The 21,417-nt window shown below is 34.1% G+C and carries 12 protein-coding genes; 10 read left to right on the top strand and 2 right to left on the bottom strand.

The features are described 5' to 3' along the window. Positions 1–50 precede the first annotated feature (50 nt). The gene (locus Z054_RS0118960) at positions 51–584 is read left to right on the top strand and encodes a mechanosensitive ion channel domain-containing protein (protein WP_024771621.1); all 534 of its coding nucleotides are present in this window, start codon (positions 51–53) and stop codon (positions 582–584) included. Next, positions 585–1,514, top strand: a complete 930-nt coding sequence (queG, locus tag Z054_RS0118955) for a tRNA epoxyqueuosine(34) reductase QueG (protein WP_024771620.1) — start codon at positions 585–587, stop codon at positions 1,512–1,514. A 7-nt stretch (positions 1,515–1,521) separates the two neighbouring features. Here queG and Z054_RS0118950 read toward each other — a convergent pair whose 3' ends face one another. Further along, on the bottom strand, positions 1,522–2,541 hold the full coding sequence (locus tag Z054_RS0118950) for a LacI family DNA-binding transcriptional regulator (protein ID WP_024771619.1): 1,020 nt from the start codon (positions 2,539–2,541) through the stop codon (positions 1,522–1,524). 275 nt (positions 2,542–2,816) lie between these two features. Between Z054_RS0118950 and Z054_RS0118945 the strand changes: the two genes are divergently transcribed. From Z054_RS0118945 to Z054_RS0118925, 5 genes are all read left to right on the top strand, one after another. Further along, on the top strand, positions 2,817–5,444 hold the full coding sequence (locus Z054_RS0118945; protein ID WP_024771618.1) for a TonB-dependent receptor: 2,628 nt from the start codon (positions 2,817–2,819) through the stop codon (positions 5,442–5,444). Between the two features lie 72 nt (positions 5,445–5,516). Then, the gene (locus Z054_RS0118940) at positions 5,517–6,737 is read left to right on the top strand and encodes an MFS transporter (RefSeq protein WP_024771617.1); all 1,221 of its coding nucleotides are present in this window, start codon (positions 5,517–5,519) and stop codon (positions 6,735–6,737) included. Further along, positions 6,727–8,610, top strand: coding sequence for a trehalase family glycosidase (locus Z054_RS0118935; RefSeq protein ID WP_024771616.1), 1,884 nt, complete (start codon positions 6,727–6,729; stop codon positions 8,608–8,610). Before Z054_RS0118940 ends, Z054_RS0118935 begins: the two co-directional genes overlap by 11 nt. 205 nt (positions 8,611–8,815) lie before the next feature. Then, entirely contained in the window at positions 8,816–11,125 is a 2,310-nt protein-coding gene (locus Z054_RS0118930) for an NADP-dependent malic enzyme (RefSeq protein WP_024771615.1), read from the top strand. A 262-nt stretch (positions 11,126–11,387) separates the two neighbouring features. Continuing rightward, on the top strand, positions 11,388–12,044 hold the full coding sequence (locus tag Z054_RS0118925) for an IS1 family transposase (RefSeq protein WP_024771614.1): 657 nt from the start codon (positions 11,388–11,390) through the stop codon (positions 12,042–12,044). Positions 12,045–12,502: 458 nt separating this feature from the next. Here Z054_RS0118925 and Z054_RS0118920 read toward each other — a convergent pair whose 3' ends face one another. After that, positions 12,503–12,724, bottom strand: coding sequence for a hypothetical protein (locus tag Z054_RS0118920; RefSeq protein ID WP_024771613.1), 222 nt, complete (start codon positions 12,722–12,724; stop codon positions 12,503–12,505). A gap of 133 nt (positions 12,725–12,857) precedes the next feature. On the opposite strand from Z054_RS0118920, the gene Z054_RS0118915 reads away from it, so the two are divergent. The 3 genes from Z054_RS0118915 (at position 12,858) to sov (ending at position 21,362) form a co-directional block, all read left to right on the top strand. After that, entirely contained in the window at positions 12,858–13,313 is a 456-nt protein-coding gene (locus Z054_RS0118915; protein ID WP_024771612.1) for a helix-turn-helix domain-containing protein, read from the top strand. A gap of 305 nt (positions 13,314–13,618) precedes the next feature. After that, complete coding sequence (gene ruvA / locus Z054_RS0118910) at positions 13,619–14,200, top strand: Holliday junction branch migration protein RuvA (protein WP_024771611.1); 582 nt, start codon at positions 13,619–13,621, stop codon at positions 14,198–14,200. Between the two features lie 4 nt (positions 14,201–14,204). Further along, on the top strand, positions 14,205–21,362 hold the full coding sequence (gene sov / locus Z054_RS0118905; RefSeq protein ID WP_455423271.1) for a T9SS outer membrane translocon Sov/SprA: 7,158 nt from the start codon (positions 14,205–14,207) through the stop codon (positions 21,360–21,362). Positions 21,363–21,417: the final 55 nt, after the last annotated feature.

The raw sequence follows: 21,417 nt of genomic DNA, 5'->3' as shown, positions 1-21,417 counted from the left end.
TTCTTTGCGTATTTTTGCTAGAACAAATATGCAATACGCTAATAAACTAAATGATGATCGCTTTTAGAAATGAAATTTTATTGTCCATAATAGTATTGATACTATTATTTTTTGTGTTATTAATTACAAAAAGAGTAATCAAAAAGTTCGCAAAATTAAAATCTATAAATGCCGATAGAAGAAAACTAATACGTAACCTGTCTAACCTACTTCATTACCTTATTGCAGGGACAGCTTTAGTGATTATCTGGGGAGTAGAACTTAAACAATTTAGTGTTTTTATTTCTTCGGTTTTAGCAGTATTGGGGATTGCTTTTTTTGCACAATGGTCAATCTTATCTAATCTTACCGCAAGCATTATTTTATTTTTTAGTCACCCGGTTAGGATAGGAGATAGGATACGGGTTTTGGATAAAGATTTTGATTGGACCGGAGAAGTGAAAGATATTACAGGATTTTATCTTTTTATGGTTACAGATCGAGGCGAAAACATAACTTTGCCTACATCTCTTGTGATACAGAAAGGAATCCAAATCATGAATAAGTACCCAGAAAAACAAATTGACCATAAAGAAGAAGTGTAATTGAATTCTAAAACCAAATACACTCAATGTATCAAATCCGAGGCAAAACGCTTGGGTTTTCTATCGTGCGGAATTTCTAAAGCAGAATTTCTGGAACAGGAAGCTCCGCGTTTAGAAAAATGGCTCAACCAGAATATGCATGGTGAGATGCAGTATATGGAAAATCATTTTGATAAACGTCTGGACCCCACTAAATTGGTTGATGATTCAAAAAGTGTAATATCATTACTGCTCAATTATTTTCCTTCAGAAAAACAAAAAGATTCAGAAGCTCCTAAGCTATCTAAATATGCTTATGGTACTGATTATCATTTTGTGATTAAAGATAAACTGAAGCAGTTATTACATTTTATTGAGGAAGAAATTGGCGATGTACAAGGACGAGCTTTTGTAGATTCTGCACCTGTGTTGGATAAAGCTTGGGCGGCAAAAAGTGGATTGGGTTGGATTGGTAAAAATAGTAACCTTTTGACACAGCAGGTAGGTTCTTTTTATTTTATTGCAGAGCTAATTATAGATCTTGACTTAGAATACGATACTCCCGTTACGGACCATTGTGGTACGTGTACAGCATGTATCGATGCCTGTCCTACACAAGCAATTGTAGAGCCTTATGTAGTAGACGGCAGTAAATGCATATCTTATTTTACGATAGAACTTAAAGAAGAGATTCCTAATAGTTATAAAAATCAATTTGATGATTGGATGTTTGGTTGCGACGTGTGCCAGGATGTATGTCCATGGAACCGTTTTTCTAAACCACATAATGAACCTCTTTTTAATCCGAAACCAGAACTGTTAGAGATGTCAAAAAAAGATTGGCAAGAAATTACACAAGAAGTATTTTCTAAAGTGTTTCAAAAATCTGCAGTAAAAAGAACCAAGTTCTCTGGATTGAAAAGGAATATTGATTTTTTATTTGAGGATTAGAATACGTTTAACACGACTCTCTAAAAATAAGTTCGGTAGGGAGAATTACTTCTTTATGAAGACTAGGCATATTCTCTTTGTTTAGTTCAATTTCATTTAACAAAATCTCGGTGGCTACAACTCCCATTTGATGTGCAGGTTGATGTACTGTTGTTAATGTAGGAGAGACAACGGAAGACATAAACCAGTTGCTAAACCCAAAAACAGCTACATCATTGGGAATTTTGATGTTATTCTCATTAAAATATTTTATTGCACCAATTGCCACAAGATCGGTTATTGTAAAAATAGAATCGACCTCGGGATTTTCCTGTATTAGCTTCTTCGCATTGTTATATCCATCTTCAAAATCTGTATTGTTATTACACAGATATACCAATGAAGCATCATATGTGATCCCATGATCTTCTAATGCTTCTTTATATCCCTCAAAACGATCGTTAGAAATTTTGGGGTTAAGATCCCCTCTGAAATGTGAAATCTTTTTGTATCCTTTGGAAATAAGATATGAAACAGCCTCGTATGCAGCTTTTTTATCATCGATCCTTACTTTAGAACAAGGTATAGAAGGTTCTATTTTATCAAAAAGAACCAAAGGGATATTTCGACTCAGTACTTTTTTTAAATGAACGAATTCGTTAGTCTTATTAGATAAAGACATTAAAATACCATCTACTCGTTTATCAATCAATAAATTCACTTGTAGTTTTTCAAGAAATAGCTTCTCACTAGATTGGAGAATGATAACCAGATACCCTTTTTTTTCTGCTTCCTCAATGATGCCATCTATTACTTTAGAAAAAAAATGATGTACTGTGGTCGGGATGATAACACCAATTGTTTTTGTTTGCTTAGTTCTTAGATTTACAGCTAATTGATTAGGTGAGTAATTTAATTTTCTTGCAATCTGAAGAACCTTTTCTCTGGTGCCCTTATTTACATCGGGATAATCTTTTAAAGCCTTAGATACAGTTGCTACAGATATTCCTAATTCATTAGCAATATCTTTTAGAGTAGTAACTTTCATAGACTAAGTGTTATATTTATTAAATATACAATTTAAGCTAAAATACAATTAGATTAATAAAATATAAAAATTTGAAAAACCTCTCTTGTTAATAAAAAGAGACAAAAGGAATGAGAAAAGTACTTTTATATGGGCTTTTTGACTCAAATGAATAGTTCTTTCGAAATCGTTTTCGATCGTATCGAAAACGATTTCGAACCCTATGAACCTTAAAGAAAAAGTAAATTATCATTAAGGTTTTATGAAATTGCAGAGAACTAAATACTTAAAAAATTATGAGAACAAGACTATGTATTATTCTCTTCTTAGTTTTCGGGATAGGGGATTCCATTGCTCAAGGAGGAAAAAGTGTATCAGGAACGATTAAAGATAATAAGGGCATTCCGGTAATTGGGGTTAATATAGTACTGGAAGGAACTAATAGAGGAGCAACATCAGATTTTGATGGAGAATATATAATTAATAATCTAGAAACCAATGCCACTTATGTTTTGATAATTTCCTCTGTTGGGTTTAAAACCGTAAGAGAGGAGATTGTTATGGCAGATAACATCGTTCGAGATATTGTTTTAGAAGAAGATCTACTTTCATTAGATGAGATTGTAGTAACCGGATCTTCTAATCCACGAACAAAATTAGAATCCAGTGTAGCAATAACCACAATGGGAGTCAAAGAAATAGAGCAAAAAGCTCCACAGAGTACTGCTGATCTGCTACAATCAGTTCCTGGGTTTGTTGTTGAAACTTCTGGAGGAGAGGTAGGAAATAATCTTTTTGCCAGAGGAATTCCATCTGCTGGAGCATATGAATTTGTTCAAATTCAGGAAGATGGACTTCCTGTTTTTGAAGATGGTGCCTTACAATTTGCAAATGCAGATAATTGGTATAGGTTAGATGAAACTGTTAAAAGAATGGAAGCCATACGAGGAGGATCTGCTTCTGTTTTTGCTACAAATTCACCTGGCGGGATTATTAATTTCATCTCTAAAACAGGTCAAAATGAACTAATAGGAAGAGCCAAAATGACTGTAGGAGATTATGGGCTTTTTAGAACTGATCTCAATATTGGAGGAGCAATTGTCGAGGATAAATTGCTTTTTAATATAGGAGGATTTTATAGAGTAGATCAGGGAATTAGGGACCCGGGATTTGAAGCTAACAAAGGAGGGCAGATGAAATTTAATCTTACCTATAAATTTGATGGAGGTTATGCCAGAATACATTATAAAAAACTGGATGACAGAAACCTGTTCTTACTACCAATACCACTACGTGGGGACAGCGATGGAAATCCAGAAGAATTCGAAGGTTTCGATGCTAATTACGGAACATTAGCATCAAGAAATTTTAGCAGACTTCGAGTGCCCCAAATAGGAGGAGGGTTTTTTGAAAGAGATTTAGAAGATGGTGTGCACCCCAATGTAGATGCGATAGGAGGAGAGCTTAAATATCATATTTCTGATGTGGTTTCGGTAAAAAATACATTTAGAAATACAAGCATTGATCTAAACTATAATGCAATTTTTAGTACCGGAGGACCAAATACACAAGCCGATTTTGCTACAGGAACAACACAGTTTCCACTAACCGATGCAGCAAATGCCGAGTATACATATGTAGATACTGGTGTAGCTTTAAACCCAAATACATTGGTAATGCGTGCAGATCATTGGGCAATTGATAAAGACATGTCTAATTTTGCAAACAACCTGGCATTTTCATTTAATTTCGAAAAAATAAATGTCACCCTGGGATATTATTATTCTAATTGGAAATCAAACCAATATTGGAACTGGAGTAATTACCTGGTTGATGTATCTGATAATCCAAGATTGGTAAATCTGGTAGATACCAGTACAGGAATTTCCAGAACCTATAACGGAATAGAAAGAATTACCTGGTTAGAAAGAGATGCACAAACCAAAGGAAGGTTAAATGCTCTTTATATAGATGCAGAAGTTAATTTTACGGATAATCTAACCGCTAATTTTGGACTTCGTTACGACGATGATAAATATTCTGGATATCGCGATAACGCCCGATTTTTTTCAACAGATTTAGGATTGCTACCTGATAATACTGCCGATGATGCACTTACTGTTGTAGATGGTAATCCATATACATATTGGAATTATGATGTAGACGAACTATCATATACTACTGCATTAAATTACAAGTTTAGTGATAACATGGCAATCTACGCAAGACATAGTCATGGATTTAGATCACCAATAGAAGAGTCTTACTATGACAATGCATCTGATCTTAGTGCTATCGAAGTTACCGAGGTGGATCAGTCAGAATTAGGATTTAAGTATTCTTCTTCCAACATAGGTATTTATGCTAACTTTTTCTATATGAATATGGATAATATTGCCTTTACAGATATTTTGGCAGATGGTACTTCAGAAAATAAATTTGCCGATGTAAATAATATAGGAGTAGAGCTTGAAGCTAATGCTAAATACAAAGCTTTTGCAGTAGAAGCTAATATTACGGTTCAAAAACCAGAGTATGATAATTTTTCTGGAGCTAATGCAGATGGTACAACTTTTAATTATGAAGGAAATAGTGCCAGAAGAATTCCTAATCTATATTTTACATTGAGACCACAGGTAGAAATTATTAAAGACCTGGGGTTATATACGCAATGGTCTTATTTTGGAAAAAAATATCAGGATGAAGCTAATACCACAGAACTCCCTGCTTTTAATGTTTTTAATGCAGGAGCATATTACAAGATAAAAAACTTACGATTTGGGTTTGATGCTTCTAATCTGTTTAATGAAATAGGGTTAACAGAAGGTAACCCAAGAGGAACAACTAATGCTAATGATGATGTGTTTTTGGCCAGACCAATTTTGGGTCGAGCGTATAGATTATCTGTAGCAATAGATTTTTAATTGTTTGGAGCCAAAAAACTGCTCGTATTGCTCGGGCAGTTTTAAATTAATAACCAGTCACGACTATTTTTAATGAAGAATATATCTATAAAAATATCCTTGTTTATCAACTATTTTATTTTTGCTATCCTCCTTAATAGTGTGGGGATAGTGATCTTAAAATCTCTGGAGAATTACCATGTTGATGAGATCGAGGCAAGTACTTTAGAATGGTTTAAAGATTTGCCGATAGCATTGGTTTCATTTTTAATCGCTTCTTTTTTACCAAGAATAGGGTATAAAAAGGCAATATTGTCCGGGTTATTGATTTCTTTTATTGGGTGTTTGGGGATGTATTATGGTAATTCTTTCTGGTCTGCAAAACTTCTTTTTGCTGCAATAGGAGTATCCTTTGCCTTAGTTAAAGTTTCGGTATATACATTAATAGGGATAATTACAGAAACCAAAAGAGCCCACAATAGTTTAATGAGTACTATAGAAGGGGTTTTTATGATAGGAATAGCTACGGCTTATTTTCTGTTTCCCGGATTTAATAATGATAATGATCCAGATGCATGGTTACGGGTGTATTGGCTTTTGGCGGCATTGATTTTTGTGTCATTTCTATTGCTGTTCTTTACCAGATTTGAGGAAGGAAATGAAATTCCGGGTGTAAATCTATTAGACGATATCAGGCAAATGATGCTTTTATGTACCAAAATGCTGGTCATCGTATTTGTTGGTAGTGCCTTTCTATTTGTGATGGTAGAACAAGGAGTGATGACATGGTTACCTACATTTTATAAAAGGGTATTACAACTTCCTCCTAATGTAAGTATTATGATGTCTAGCGTTTTTGCAATATCACTGGCTATAGGAAGGATAGGTGCAGGAATTTTATCAAAACGAATACCTTGGGTTTATATTCTTACCGTATGTATAGGATTAGCAATACTTATGGTAGTTTTTATTTTACCAAAAACCCTTAATGTTGAGGTGCAGGAAATCCAAAAGATTACAGATATACCATGGATAGGATATGCGTTTCCACTTATTGGATTATGTATTGCTCCGATATATCCTTTAATAAATTCTGCCGTATTAAGTGCTTTGCCCAAAAAATTACATAGTTCTATGACTGGTCTTATCGTAGTTTTTTCTGCTTTAGGAGGCACTACAGGATCTACAATAGTAGGCTGGTTATTTAAAAATGTTGGTGCCCAACAAGCATTTTATTATACGATAATACCAATGATTTTACTGTTATTGACATTACTGGTATTACACAAATTAACAAGAAATAATGTTGATTAAAATATATAAAAAAGATGTCTTACACAGTTTACTTCAACAAGAAGATACCGATAAAGACAAGAAGATTACCATTGATGATCAGGGTCCAAAAGAATTTAAAATACATACCATTAGTAACGAAGTTTATACTATTCGGGGAACCTATCACCTGTCTAATTTGCTTCAGGAATTAGAGTTGGCAAAAGAAAACCAGGAAGGGATTATAGAAATTTCTTTAACAGAGATAAAACAGCAACCAAGCATTAGAATCTCTAAAATGATAAAAGAGCACTATTGGGATCGGTTGACCAGAAAACTGGATCGAAGTGGTATTGAAAAAATTCTGTCTGATGATAAACGTGATATAAAAGAGAAACGGTTATATGTTCCTTTTTATGATAAAGAAGCCTATTCTTATTATCAAGAAGTTACAAAAGAAATAGATCATATTATACTGGAGACTCTTCCCGAAAAAATAACGCCAGAATTTGTGCGATCCATAAATGATAAACCTGGGATTTTAGGATTAGCATTAACCACTACTAATCATAAAAAAGAAGCTGTTCCGTTTTTGGTTCCGGGAGGAAGATTTAATGAAATGTATGGATGGGATAGCTATTTTATAAATATAGGTCTTTTGCTGGATGCCAGAAAAGAACTTTCTAAAGGAATGATAGATAATTTCACATATCAAATCAAGAATTATGGTAAAATTCTAAATGCCAATAGAAGTTATTATCTAACAAGAACTCAACCTCCCTTTTATACATCTATGGTTGTAGAATATTATGAAAAATATAGAGATCAAACACCCATCTCCTGGCTAGAGGAATGTGTAAGGACAGCTATTTATGAATATGAAACTGTTTGGATGCAATCAGGAAAAAGATTAGCGTCAAATGGATTGAACAGATTTTATGCAGAGGGGATAGGTATAACAGCAGAAGTAGAAGAGGGACATTATGATTACATATTACATAAATATAAGAATAACGATTCGCAATCCATCGAAGAATTTAGAAAAAAATACCTGCAAAGAGAGATTGATAGTGAAGAACTTGATCAATATTTTTTGCATGATCGAAGTGTAAGAGAAAGTGGTCATGATACCACATATAGATTAGAGGGGATATGTGCCGATCTAACTACTGTAGATCTTAATACATTAGTATATAAGTATGAAAAAGATCTGGCATATATCATCAAGAATTTTTTTAATAATGTATTTGTATATGAAGACAGAAAATTGCGATCAGAGTATTGGGATGATGTTGCATCCAAACGAATAGCACTAATGAATCAATACCTGTGGGATGAAGAAACAGGAAGTTATTTTGATTATAATCTGTTAGAAAAAAAGAAAACCCATTTTGAATCAGCAACCGGGTTTTATCCATTATGGGCAAAAATATGTACAGCTGATCAGGCAAAAAGTATCATAGCGTACTTATTGCCTAAGCTAAAATATAAATTCGGGATTACCGGAAGCTCTAAAGCTTCACTTCATGATGTTCCAGAAGATGCACCACAACGACAATGGGACTACCCGTTTGGGTGGGCACCACATCAAATGATAATCTGGAAAGGATTACTTAATTATGGGTATCAGGATCTGGCAGAAGAGCTTATATATCGATGGCTATGGATGATCACTAAAAATGCAGCAGATTATAATGGTATTATTCCTGAAAAGTTTGATGTTGTTAATGGTACTTATAAGGTAAATGTAGAGTATGGTAATGTAGGGTCTGATTTTAAATATGTTCCCGATGGTGGTTTTGGATGGATGAATGCTTCCTATCAACTAGGGTTAAGCCTTTTGCCTATTGAATATAAGTATAAATTAAATCAACTTGTGGATCCTGATGAAATATTCAGTAAAATCAATAATTAATTGATAAATCTTTAATAAGATTGTTAAATGCAGGGTGTTTTTTCTCAATTCTGATTTTTCGCAAAGATTCCTTTATATTAATTTCCGCATCTCATACAGACTTGTACCTTTGTATATATATTAGTATCAAAATACCATAACCGCAAATTACGTAGTTATGGTATTTTGATCTTTATTTTTATTAGCACATATATCTTGATTTAGTATGAGTATCGAAAGTAAAAGAAGAGAGGCATTAGTATATCATGCCAAGCCTACCCCGGGTAAAATTAAAGTCGTTCCTACTAAAAAATATGCAACTCAAAGAGATTTGTCTTTAGCATATTCTCCTGGTGTTGCAGAGCCTTGTTTGGAAATCGAAAAAAATAAAGCAGATGTTTATAAATATACAGCAAAAGGAAATCTGGTTGCTGTAATATCAAATGGTACTGCGGTATTAGGATTAGGAGATATTGGTCCAGAAGCTTCAAAACCTGTAATGGAAGGAAAAGGGTTATTGTTTAAGATATTTGCCGATATTGATGTGTTTGATATCGAAGTAGATACCAAAGATGTAGATGCTTTTATCGAAACAGTTAAAAACATTGCTCCAACATTTGGGGGAATAAACCTTGAAGATATTAAAGCTCCAGAAGCCTTCGAGATCGAAAGACGATTAAAAGAAGAACTGGATATCCCGGTAATGCATGATGATCAACATGGTACAGCCATAATTTCTGCCGCTGCGTTATTAAATGCATTAGAAATTGCAAATAAAAACATTGAAGAAGTAAGAATTGTGGTTAGTGGTGCCGGTGCTGCAGCAGTATCTTGTACAAGATTGTATAAAGCTTTTGGTGCCAAAGCCGAAAATATCGTCATGACCGATAGTAAAGGTGTAATTCGTAAAGACCGGGAGAGTCTTACTCCCGAAAAAGCAGAATTTGCCACAGATCGTGATCTAAATGACTTAGAAGATGCAATGAGAGATGCAGATGTATTTATAGGTTTGTCGATGGCTAATTTGGTAACTCCGGATATGTTGGTAACTATGGCAGATAACCCTGTTGTTTTTGCAATGGCAAATCCTGATCCCGAAATAAAATATGATCTGGCAATTAAAGCTCGTAAAGATGTGATCATGGCTACAGGAAGAAGTGATCATCCTAATCAGGTAAATAATGTATTGGGATTTCCTTTTATTTTTAGAGGAGCGCTGGATGTAAGAGCTACAGCTATTAATGAAGAAATGAAAATGGCCGCTGTAAAAGCATTAGCCGAGTTAGCCAAAGAACCTGTTCCAGAGCAAGTAAATATAGCATATGGAGAAACACGTCTTAATTTTGGTAAAGACTATATCATTCCTAAACCTTTTGATCCAAGACTTATTGCAAAAGTGCCTCCTGCGGTAGCCAAAGCAGCTATCGAGAGTGGTGTAGCAACAGAAGTCATTACCGATTGGGAAAAGTATGAAGATGAACTGCTGGAGCGAATGGGTAATGATAATAAGTTAGTTCGATTATTACTAGACAGAGCAAAAACAAACCCTAAACGCGTTGTTTTTGCAGAGGCAGATCATTTGGATGTATTAAAAGCCGCTCAGACAGTTAAAGAAGAACGTATTGCTTTTCCGATTTTATTAGGACGTAAAGATATCATACTCGAACTGATGAAAGAGATTGATTTTGATCCTACAGGTGTTGATATCATTGATCCTAAAGCAGATGAAGAATGTGATCGTAAAAACAGATATGCTAAACAATATTGGGAAACCAATAAACGTAAAGGAATTACCCTCTATGATGCAGAAAAATTAATGCGGGAGCGTAACTATTTTGCTGCTATGATGGTTAATGAAGGAGATGCTGATGCATTGCTTTCTGGATATTCCAGAAGTTATCCAACTGTAGTTAAACCCATGATGGATTTGATAGGACTTGCCAAAGGAGCAACTCGTATTGCAACCATGAATGTAATGATGACCGATAAAGGTCCATTGTTTATAAGTGATACCTCTATTAATATCGAGCCTTCTTCAAAAGAATTGGCAAAAATAGCGCAAATGACCGCAAGAACAGTAGAGATGTTTGGAGTTAAGCCTGTGATTGCGATGGTTTCATATTCTAATTTTGGATCATCAAAACACCCTACCGCTTCAAAAGTGCAGGATGCAGTAGCATATTTGCATAGGTATTATCCTAATCTTGTTGTAGATGGCGGACTGCAAATGAACTTTGCATTAAACAGAAAAATGAGAAAGGATAAGTTTCCATTCTCTAAGCTTAATGGACAAAAGGTGAATACATTGGTATTTCCTAATTTAGATTCGGCCAATAGTAATTACAAATTATTAAGCGAAATTAATAATGCAGAATCTATAGGGCCTATTATGATGGGGATGAATAAGCCAGCTCATATCCTTCAGTTGGGAGCAAGTGTAGAAGAAATGATCAATATGGCAGCAGTTGCTGTTATTGATGCTCAGCAGAAGGAAAAAAGAGATTTGCAATTATCATTAATGCCGGATGTTGTCTAAACAATTGATTGGTAAAACCAAACAACCGTAATCCAGAACAATTACGGATTAGATAGTAGTATATTACGGTAATGTCCCAAACTGGTGCTTTTGAGAAAAAGTGTATTTTTAGGATTGATTATCAGTATTTTATATAATAAACAAGCCTCTTTATTGAGGCTTGTTTATGTTGTTTACACTACTTAAGATTGTTTAGAACCTATAAAATAAGGGTTTTATATTGCTACGTGGGTCAAATTGGTGCTTGGTTATATTTGTAATTATGAATTGTAAAAACTGTAACCAACCAAATTGTATAAAGCGAGGTAAAAGAAATGGCAAACAACGTTATTTATGTAGAGATTGTTGTACTTCATTCCAAGATTTATATTCTTATAAAGCGTATCAAACCACAACAGATACTTTAATTAAAAGTTTACTCAAAGAAAGTTGTGGTATTTTGAGCATTTCTAGAATTATAGGTATTTCAAAAAATACAGTACTATCTAGAATGCTAAAAATTAGTCATCAAATTAAAGTTCCATATTTTAATAAGTTAGGTTGCAAATTTGAGGTCGATGAGCTGTGGAGCTTTATTGGTAGTAAAAACAATGTAGTCTGGATTACATATGCTATAGAAAGAGAGACCAAAAACATTATTGATTTTTTTGTTGGTAGAAAAACAAAAGATACCATCAGACCTTTGATAGATAAATTAGTGTTATTAAAGCCTAAGAGCATTTATACCGACCGATTAAATATTTATCCAGGATTGATCCCTAAAGAAATTCATAAAGTGTTTCGGTATTGTACCAATAGGATAGAACGTAAGAATTTAACCTTACGTACTCATATTAAAAGGTTATCAAGAAGAACAATTTGTTTTTCGAGAAACAAAGTATATCTCACAGCACATTTACGAATCTATTTTTGGGGATAGTTTTCTTAACCATAAAAAATTACTTCTATCCCGATCTCAATGATTTAATATGGAAATCGGGGGTTACATACTACCCTTTACGAAAACGGAGAGGAATCTAAAGCGGAAGAAGAAAAAGAAAAAAATTAAATTGCAGATATATGGATTTTATTAATATAATTTTAGGGCTTTTATTAATCGTGTTTGGTACACTTATTTTGATTTATTACCGAAATCATGTAAAAAAGTATACAGGTCTTACGATGAATCTTATAAGCGGTGGTATAGGCTTTATTATAATTGGAATTGGATTAATAATAAGAGAACTTTTAAGATAAAGTAAAATGAAATATGTATTTATATTATTGATTAGTTGTTGGTCAATTAAAGCGCAAGATTGTCAGGGTTTTTTATACTATAGATTTAAGTTTTCCATTTTTTATCAGGGCATCGAGAGTATGTCTGAAAAAGAAATTAGCTTATAGCCCTATTAAACAGAAAAACTCAGAAATCTTAATCTCTCTGGCTTCGCATATCTTCTCTAGTGTTCTCACGGGAATCCTATAACCTTCTGGTCGTAGAATCTTTCTTACCGTTTTTTCATCAAGATTATGGTCAGTAGCAAAAGCCCTATTTGACTTGGCTTTGTCTACCCATTCATTAGCAATATAATTACAAATTCTTTTGTTGATATCCGACATATAACAACAAAGAAATAAGTTGTTACAATAAATTTTGCGGACTATAGGACGCAAAAAGATAGATTTACCTATATTTGAAGAAATTTAAACAAAAATGAAAAATGAAGATATTTAGGTTAATATGTTGTATTCGATGAGTTATAGAGATGCATATCATTCTAAAATAGCAAGAGTTATGGTACGCTGTAAAATTTTAATTAATGGCAGATATAAAAAACTGAATACTTATAAAGTAGATAAATACACAAAAGACCATCCTATATTTAAAAAGTTAACTGATGTAATTGAAAAAGAACACATCTATAGAAAGCAGAAGCTAACCCTAGATTCGTTGGCCAAAAAACTAAAAACCAATAGGTCAACACTTTCGGGAATAATAAACCAGGTATCACAGCAAAGATTTACAGATTTTATCAATCTATACAGGGTAGAAGAAGCCAAAGTATTACTAAGTAACCCGGATTTTGATAAATATAAAATCTCTGCGATCGGCTATGAAGTAGGATTTAACCATATAAGTACATTTTATAGTGTTTTTAAAAAACATACAGGCGTTACACCAACGGCATATAGAGAGAGTTTACGATAGTACTAAAGTATGTAAGTAAATTTGACCTAAATATAACACCATTAATACACCATTCTTAAAGGGCCTTTTTTATCCCGTGTATGTAGCAGAATTTTATTACATTTGGTTGCTTAACACTCAGCTCTTCTTGAATTTTAATATTCAAGCAATAATAATTATGATTTTATGCTCTGATAAAGTGTTTTTTTTTGATAGCACTAACAATGCTACTAAAAAAATAAGATTAGAGAAAAACTGACCCCTGATGAAGATCAGGATTTATTTTTGCAGTATAAAAACTCAAAAAGAGTACATTAACTTAACAAATGATCACACATATCAAGGGGAGGCTTGTTGAAAAAAATCCAACTGATGTAGTAATAGATTGTGGTGGAGTAGGGTATTTATTACATATTTCATTACATACTTTTTCTTTAATTCCCGAAGGAGAAGTGCTACAGTTATATACACATCTGCAGGTAAAAGAAGATTCTCATACCTTATTTGGTTTTGCCGAAAAATCAGAAAGAGAAATTTTCAGGCTTTTAATCTCGGTTTCGGGAATAGGAGCAAGTACAGCCAGAACCATGTTATCCTCATTACACCCCGATCAAATTAAAGAAGCAATAGCTTCTAATGACGTAGCTACAATTCAATCTATTAAAGGAATCGGAGCCAAAACTGCCCAACGCGTTATTATAGATCTAAAGGATAAAATCCTTAAAGTATATAATATAGACGAAGTTTCAGTGTCGCAAAGCAATACTAATAAAGATGAAGCGTTATCTGCATTAGAAACCCTAGGATTTAATCGAAAAATTGCAGAAAAAGCTATTGATAAAGTTCTAAAACAAAGCCCCAAAGAAACAGTTGAAAATATTATTAAACAGGCACTAAAAAATTTATAAAACATTGAGTTTTTCGAATTACTTACGCGTTGATTTTTTTAGGATATTAGTATGTTTGATAGCACTTTATAGTGGGGTGTTACAGGGTCAGGACAATCAAACTGTTCGAGACTCTACAAGTACTACATTTTCTTTGGGAGCATTATCTTTACCAGATCCAAACAGTATTGTAACCAAATATGAATACGATCCGATTACGAATCGATATATCTATCGAGAGAAACTCGGGGACTTTAATGTACGATATCCTCTTTTCTTAACCCCATCAGAATACGAAGCTTTAGTAGAGCAAGAACAACGAAGAGCTTATTTTAAAGAAAAGATTGAAGCTTTTAGTGGTAAAAAAGACGGTAGTGAAGAGAAACGAAAGAATTTACTCCCTATTTTTTATGTCAATTCTAATTTCTTCGAATCTGTTTTCGGGGGAAATGAAATTGAAATTGTTCCACAGGGATCTGTAGAAATAGATTTAGGATTACTCTATACAAAACAAGATAATCCTGCTTTTTCTCCTCGTAACCGAAGTAATTTTACATTCGACTTTGATCAAAGAATCAGTTTAAGTTTACTGGGTAAAATAGGGACAAGGCTACAGGTAACAGCCAATTATGATACAGAATCTACTTTCGATTTTCAGAATCAATTAAAATTAGAATACACGCCTACAGAAGATGATATTATCCAAAGTATCGAGGTAGGTAATGTGAGCATGCCATTAAACAGCACATTGATACAGGGAGCACAAAGTCTTTTTGGAGTTAAAATGGGACTACAATTTGGACGAACCACCGTTACAGGAGTGTATTCCGAACAACGTTCTGAAACAAGATCTGTAAATGTAGAAGGAGGAGGAACGGTAGAAGATTTTGAACTTTTTGCGTTGGATTATGATGAAAATCGACATTTCTTTTTATCACATTATTTTAGAGATACATATAATAATTCTTTAGCTAGCTATCCTTTTATTAATAATAATATACAGATAACAAGGATCGAAGTATGGGTAACGAATAGAGCAACAAGTGCACAAACCTTGACCAATGCGCGTAATATTGTTGCGCTTCAGGATATAGGGGAAGCACCAGACACGGGTAATTTTACAATACCAGCCTCTTTATTTAATACAGGTGCAGGAGCTTTTCCGGATAACGGTAATAACGATCTGGATCCAACAGCTATTGGTCCGGGAGGACCGGTTACCGAAGCAGTGCGACAAGTATCTACTGTGCAACAAGGATTTGTTGGTGCGATAGCCAGTTTTAATGAAGGATTTGATTACGCAATTTTAGAAAATGCAAGGAAATTAAATCAAAGTGAATATACGCTTAATCCCCAATTAGGATATATCTCTTTAAATCAAAAGCTGAATAATGATGAGGTTTTGGCAATTGCATATCAATATACCAGAAATGGAGAAGTTTTTCAGGTTGGTGAATTTGCAAATGATGGAGTAGATGCAACTGTAGGTGATAATACCGGGGGTACTGTAGACGCAGGTTCAAGTCAAAGTTTAGTCGTTAAGATGCTTAAAAGTCCTATTGTTAATGTGACATTACCAATATGGGACCTGATGATGAAGAACATCTATAGTACAGGAGCATTTAGATTAGAACAAAATGATTTTAGATTAAATATTTTATATTCAAATCCTTCTCCGGTAAATTATATTACTGCAGCAGAAGGGTCATCTGTTGCACTACCAAGTGATGTAGAGCAGACAACACTACTCAAAGTTTTTAACCTGGATCGTCTTAATCCTAATAATGATCCGGTGCAAGGAGGAGATGGGTTTTTCGATTATGTGCCAGGGGTCACTATTGATTCACAAAATGGCCGTATTATTTTTACTACTATAGAACCATTTGGAGAGCATCTCTTCGATAAACTGGATAATGGACCCGTTGGAGCAGATTATACTAATCCTAATTCGTATAACCCAAATCAGGCGCAATACGTATTTCGTGATTTATATACACAGACTAAGATTGTTGCGGGACAGCAATCTGCCGATAAAAATTACTTTCAATTAAAAGGAAGATACAAATCTTCTGGTCAGGATGGAATTCCTCTGGGAGCATTTAATGTTCCTCAAGGTTCTGTAACTGTTACTGCGGGAGGAAGAACTTTGCAGGAAGGAGTAGATTATACAGTGAATTATCAATTGGGAAGAGTAAATATTCTGGATGAAGCATTACTGTCTTCGAATACACCTATTCAGGTTTCTACCGAGAATAATGCTGTCTTTGGTCAACAAACAAAACGTTTTACAGGACTAAATATAGAACATAAATTTAGTGACGACTTTATTATAGGAGGAACCTATTTAAATCTGAATGAAAGACCAATTACTCAAAAATCTAATTATGATTTTGAGCCTATTAATAATACAATATTAGGGTTTAATGTAGCATATTCTACAGAAGTTCCTTTCTTAACCAGGATGGTGAATAAACTCCCTAATATCGATACAGATGTACCCTCGAATGTTTCTGTTAGAGCAGAAGGGGCCTACCTGATTGCAGGGGCGCCAAGAGGAGCTAATTTTGACGGTAAAGTAACCACATATATAGATGATTTTGAAGGAGCACAAACCAGAATAGATGTAAGTTCACCATTGTCGTGGGAACTCTCTAGTATACCTGTTGGTTTTGGTGACCCTAGTAATCCTGCTAGTGATATTGTTGTTGATGGTATACAATCGGGATATCAAAGAGCAAAATTGTCTTGGTATTCTATTGACCCGATCTTTTACAGTAATGGAAGACCAAGTGGAGTATCTGAGCAAGATTTGGCTTCTAATGCTACCAGAAGAGTATTTATTAATGAAATTTTTCCAGAGACAGATATCTCACAAGGGCAAACCTTGGCATTGTTTACACTGGATCTTAATTATAGACCAGGACAAAGAGGACAATATAATTTTAATCCTGCATATGCTCCCGGGAGTTCGTTACCGCAACCTGATTCCAGAAATAATTTTGGAGGAATTACCAGGCAATTAACATCTACTAATTTTGAACAGTCTAATGTAGAGTTTATTGAGTTTTGGTTAATGGATCCTTTCGAATATGATGATGTAGATAACCCAGGAGGTACCATTGTATTTAATTTAGGTAATATTAGTGAAGATGTACTTAAAGATGGTAGAAAGCAATATGAAAATGGATTGCCTAAAGGAGGTATTGGCAGTGCAGTAGATACAGACTATGCTAGAGTTCCTGTAAATCAATCCTTGATCTATGCTTTTGATTCTGATGGTCCGGACAGAATAGATCAGGATGCTGGATTTGATGGTTTGGGAGATCAGGATGAAAAACAAAAACCAGAATATGCCGCATTCCAATCTTTAGATGATCCTTCAGGAGATAATTATACCTATTTCCTTCAGGCAGGAGGAACTATTCAACAACGATATGACGGTTATAATGGTACAGAAGGTAATTCACCTACCAATGTGTCTAATGATGATCGAGGAAATACCACTTTCCCTACAGCAGAAGATGTAAATAGGGATAATACGATGAATACGATTAATAGTTATTTTGAGTATGAGATTCCAATTTTTAGAGGTATGGGAGTGGGTAATGATAATGGGACTGGTTACATATCTGATGTTAGAGATATTCCGGTTAATGTACTGGGAGGTCAAATAAATACTAGATGGGTACGCTTTAAGGTGCCTATTTATAATCCAGATAGAGCTATAAATATTAGTGATTTTAGATCTATTCGATTTATGAGGATGTATCTTACTGGTTTTGCAGAACCAACTTTGTTACGATTTGGTAGTCTTGATTTGGTAAGAGGTGATTATAGAAGATATGTTGTAGAAGGTAATACTGTAAATGACCCAACAAGTGGTCTTAATGTAACAGGTAACAGTGATGTAATTGTGACCTCGGTAAGTTCTGAGGAGACCGCAAATTATGTGACACCGCCCGGAGTTGTGAGAGAGCAGTTAAATAATAACAATAATATTATAAGAGACGATGAGCGATCATTGGCGCTTACAGTAAATGACCTGCAATCTGGTGATGCCCGTGGAGTGTATAAGAACTTCAATGTTGATATGCGTCAATATGAGAATCTTGAAATGTTTTTGCATGCAGAGTCGCTTCCTGAACCGGCAATCCCAATTCAGGATGGAGATCTAAAAGCTTTTATTAGAATGGGTAATGATTTTACCAATAATTTCTACGAGATCGAATTACCTTTAACCGTTTCTGATCGAAACGATAGTAGTCAGAATGGAGCGTGGCCAGAAAATAATCGATTAAGCCTTCCTTTAGAATTTCTTCAGCAAATAAAATCTAATGTATTAGGAGATGATGCTCTTAGTGCAAATGATCTTAATTTCTTTACAGGTCCTAATAATCTTAGAGTAGGAATTAAGGGTAATCCTAATTTTGGAGATGTACGAGTGATGATGGTGGGTATCAAAAATGATAGTGGTAGTGATCAATCGGGAACAGTTTGGTATAATGAAATGCGCCTAAGTGATCTTAAAAATAGAGGTGGTTGGGCTGCTGTAGGTAGCTTGGATGCTAATATTGCAGATTTTGCAAATGTTAGTGCCTCAGGAAGAATTAGTACTATTGGATTCGGAGGGATTGAACAAGGACCTAATGAGCGAAGTAGAGAGGATCTTAAGCAATATGATGTAACTACCAATGTTAATTTAGGGCAATTATTACCCAAAAAATGGGGAATGCAAGTGCCATTTAATTATAGCCGTGGAGAAGAGTTAATTACTCCGCAGTTTGATCCCGAATTTCAGGATATAGAACTTCAGGATCGATTAGATCGCGAAACTGATCCTGCCGAGAAAGAACGTATAGAAAAACAATCAACAGAGTATACAAAAAGGCAAAGTTTTAATGTTATCGGATTACGTAAAGAGAGAACAGGGGATGGTAAACCAATGCCTTATGATGTAGAAAACTTTGCATTCTCAGGGACATATAATCAAACAGATCATCGTGATTTTGAGATAGAAAAATCACTAGATCAAAATGTAAGACTAGGAGGAACCTATGATTTTAGTTTTCAGCCAAAAGAGGTAGAGCCTTTTAAGAAAGTTAAGTTCTTAGGCAAGAGTAAATATTTTGACTTGATTAAGGATTTTAATGTAAACTTACTTCCTACGAGTATCTCGGTAAACTCTAATATCAATAGGCAATATAATGAACAGGTTTTTAGAGATATTACTTTAGGACCAGACGATATCAGGTTGCCGACATTATATCAACGTAATTTCCTGTTTGATTGGCAATATGGAGTCAACTATAATTTGACTAAGTCTTTGAATTTTAATTTCACTTCTGCTAATAATCGTATTGTTAAAAACTTTATTGATGAAAATAATGAAGTTGATAATACTATAGATGTATGGAGTGGCTTTTTTGATATAGGAGATCCTAATACTCATAGTCAACAACTTCAGGTTAATTATGAAGTTCCTTTTAAGAAAATACCGGTATTAAAATTTATACGTGCAACATATGCCTATAATGCAGATTTCCAATGGGTAAAAGGAAGTGAGGCTTTAAAAACTTTAGAAGGTATTCCGGATTTAGGAAATACAGTTCAGAATGCTAATGTGCATACGTTAAACGGTTCATTGGATATGAATACATTGTATAAATATGCAGGATTAACCAAAGTGAAACCCGGAAGAAAAAGTGTAAAAAAGAACGATAAAGATTCGAAAGATAAAAAGGAAGGAGCTCGAGCACCAGAGAGTCCACAAAAAAATAAACCCAAAAGAGGTAGAAGTAAATTAAGCGTAGGTGATAAGGCATATAATACACTTATTGGATTAGTTACTGCAGTGAAAAAAATAAATGTGAATTACCAACAAGATAATGGTATTTTCCTGCCCGGTTATACCAGATCTCCAGGTTTTGTAGGGACTCTTAAACCTACGGTTGGATTTACTTTTGGTAGCCAATCTGATATTCGGGACCTTGCTGCACGTAATGGGTGGCTTACGTTATATCAAGAATTTAACCAACAATATCAGGAGGTAGAAGGACAGCAACTTAATATACAAGCTTCTCTGGGATTGTTAAAAGGGCTTAAGATCGATATTAGCGCCAATAGAAATTCTTCTGAAACCTTTACCGAAAATTATCGGGTAAACACAAATTCTGATGGTAGTATTTTTGATGATAATCCGTATCAATCTCTTACCGGAAATACCTTTGGTAATTTTACAATTTCGACAGTATTGATCAGGACTGCATTTAAGAAGAGCGATGAGTTTTCATCAGAGGCATTTGATAAGTTTAGAGAAAACAGATTGATTATTGCCAGACGATTAGCAGTAGAGAGAGGAAATAATCCAAATGTTGATAGTGATGGAGATGGTTTTCCTGATGGCTACGGAAGAACAAATCAAGCAGTTTTACTACCAGCGTTCTTGGCCGCTTATACAGGAGGGAATCCAGAAAAAGTTAAAAAAGGAGCTTTTAGAGATATTCCATTACCTAATTGGGATATAAAATATACAGGTTTAATGAACTTAAAATGGTTTAAGAAACGCTTTAAAAGATTTTCTGTAGCCCATGGGTATCGAGCTAATTATACTATTAATCAATTTCAAACCAATCTAGAATTTAGAGGAGGCAATGAATTTGATGAGGCAGATAACTATAGAAACCCAGAATTGTATTCTAATGTTAATTTAACCGAACAGTTTAGTCCACTTGTTCGATTGGATATGGAAATGAGAAACTCGATCAAAATCCTTGCAGAATGGAAAAAAGATAGAGCGTTGTCATTAAGCTTTGACAACAATCTACTTACCGAAATTCAAGGAAATGAATATATCATTGGGCTTGGGTATAGGGTAAAAGACATTACGTTTGCTACTAAAATAGCAGGAAGAAAAAAAGTAATAAAAAGTGACCTTAATCTAAGGGCTGATTTATCACTACGTCAAAATGAAACACTGATTAGATATCTTGACTTAGAGAATACCCAGGTAACGGCAGGACAAGATATTTATGGAATAAAGTTTACTACAGATTATGCGTTAAGTAAAAACTTAACAGCGTTATTATTTTATGATCACACCTTTTCTAAGTATTCTATTTCTACCGCATTTCCTCAGACAACAATTCGAGGAGGATTTACATTAAGATATAATTTTGGTAATTAAGATTTTCCAATTACTTTTTGTTTAAAGTGGTGTATTATTGTTTTTTGATAATTTT

The sequence above is a fragment of the Aquimarina macrocephali JAMB N27 genome, from assembly GCF_000520995.1.
In the GTDB taxonomy this organism is placed as follows: domain Bacteria; phylum Bacteroidota; class Bacteroidia; order Flavobacteriales; family Flavobacteriaceae; genus Aquimarina; species Aquimarina macrocephali.
This window is presented reverse-complemented; position numbering and strand designations above follow the sequence as displayed.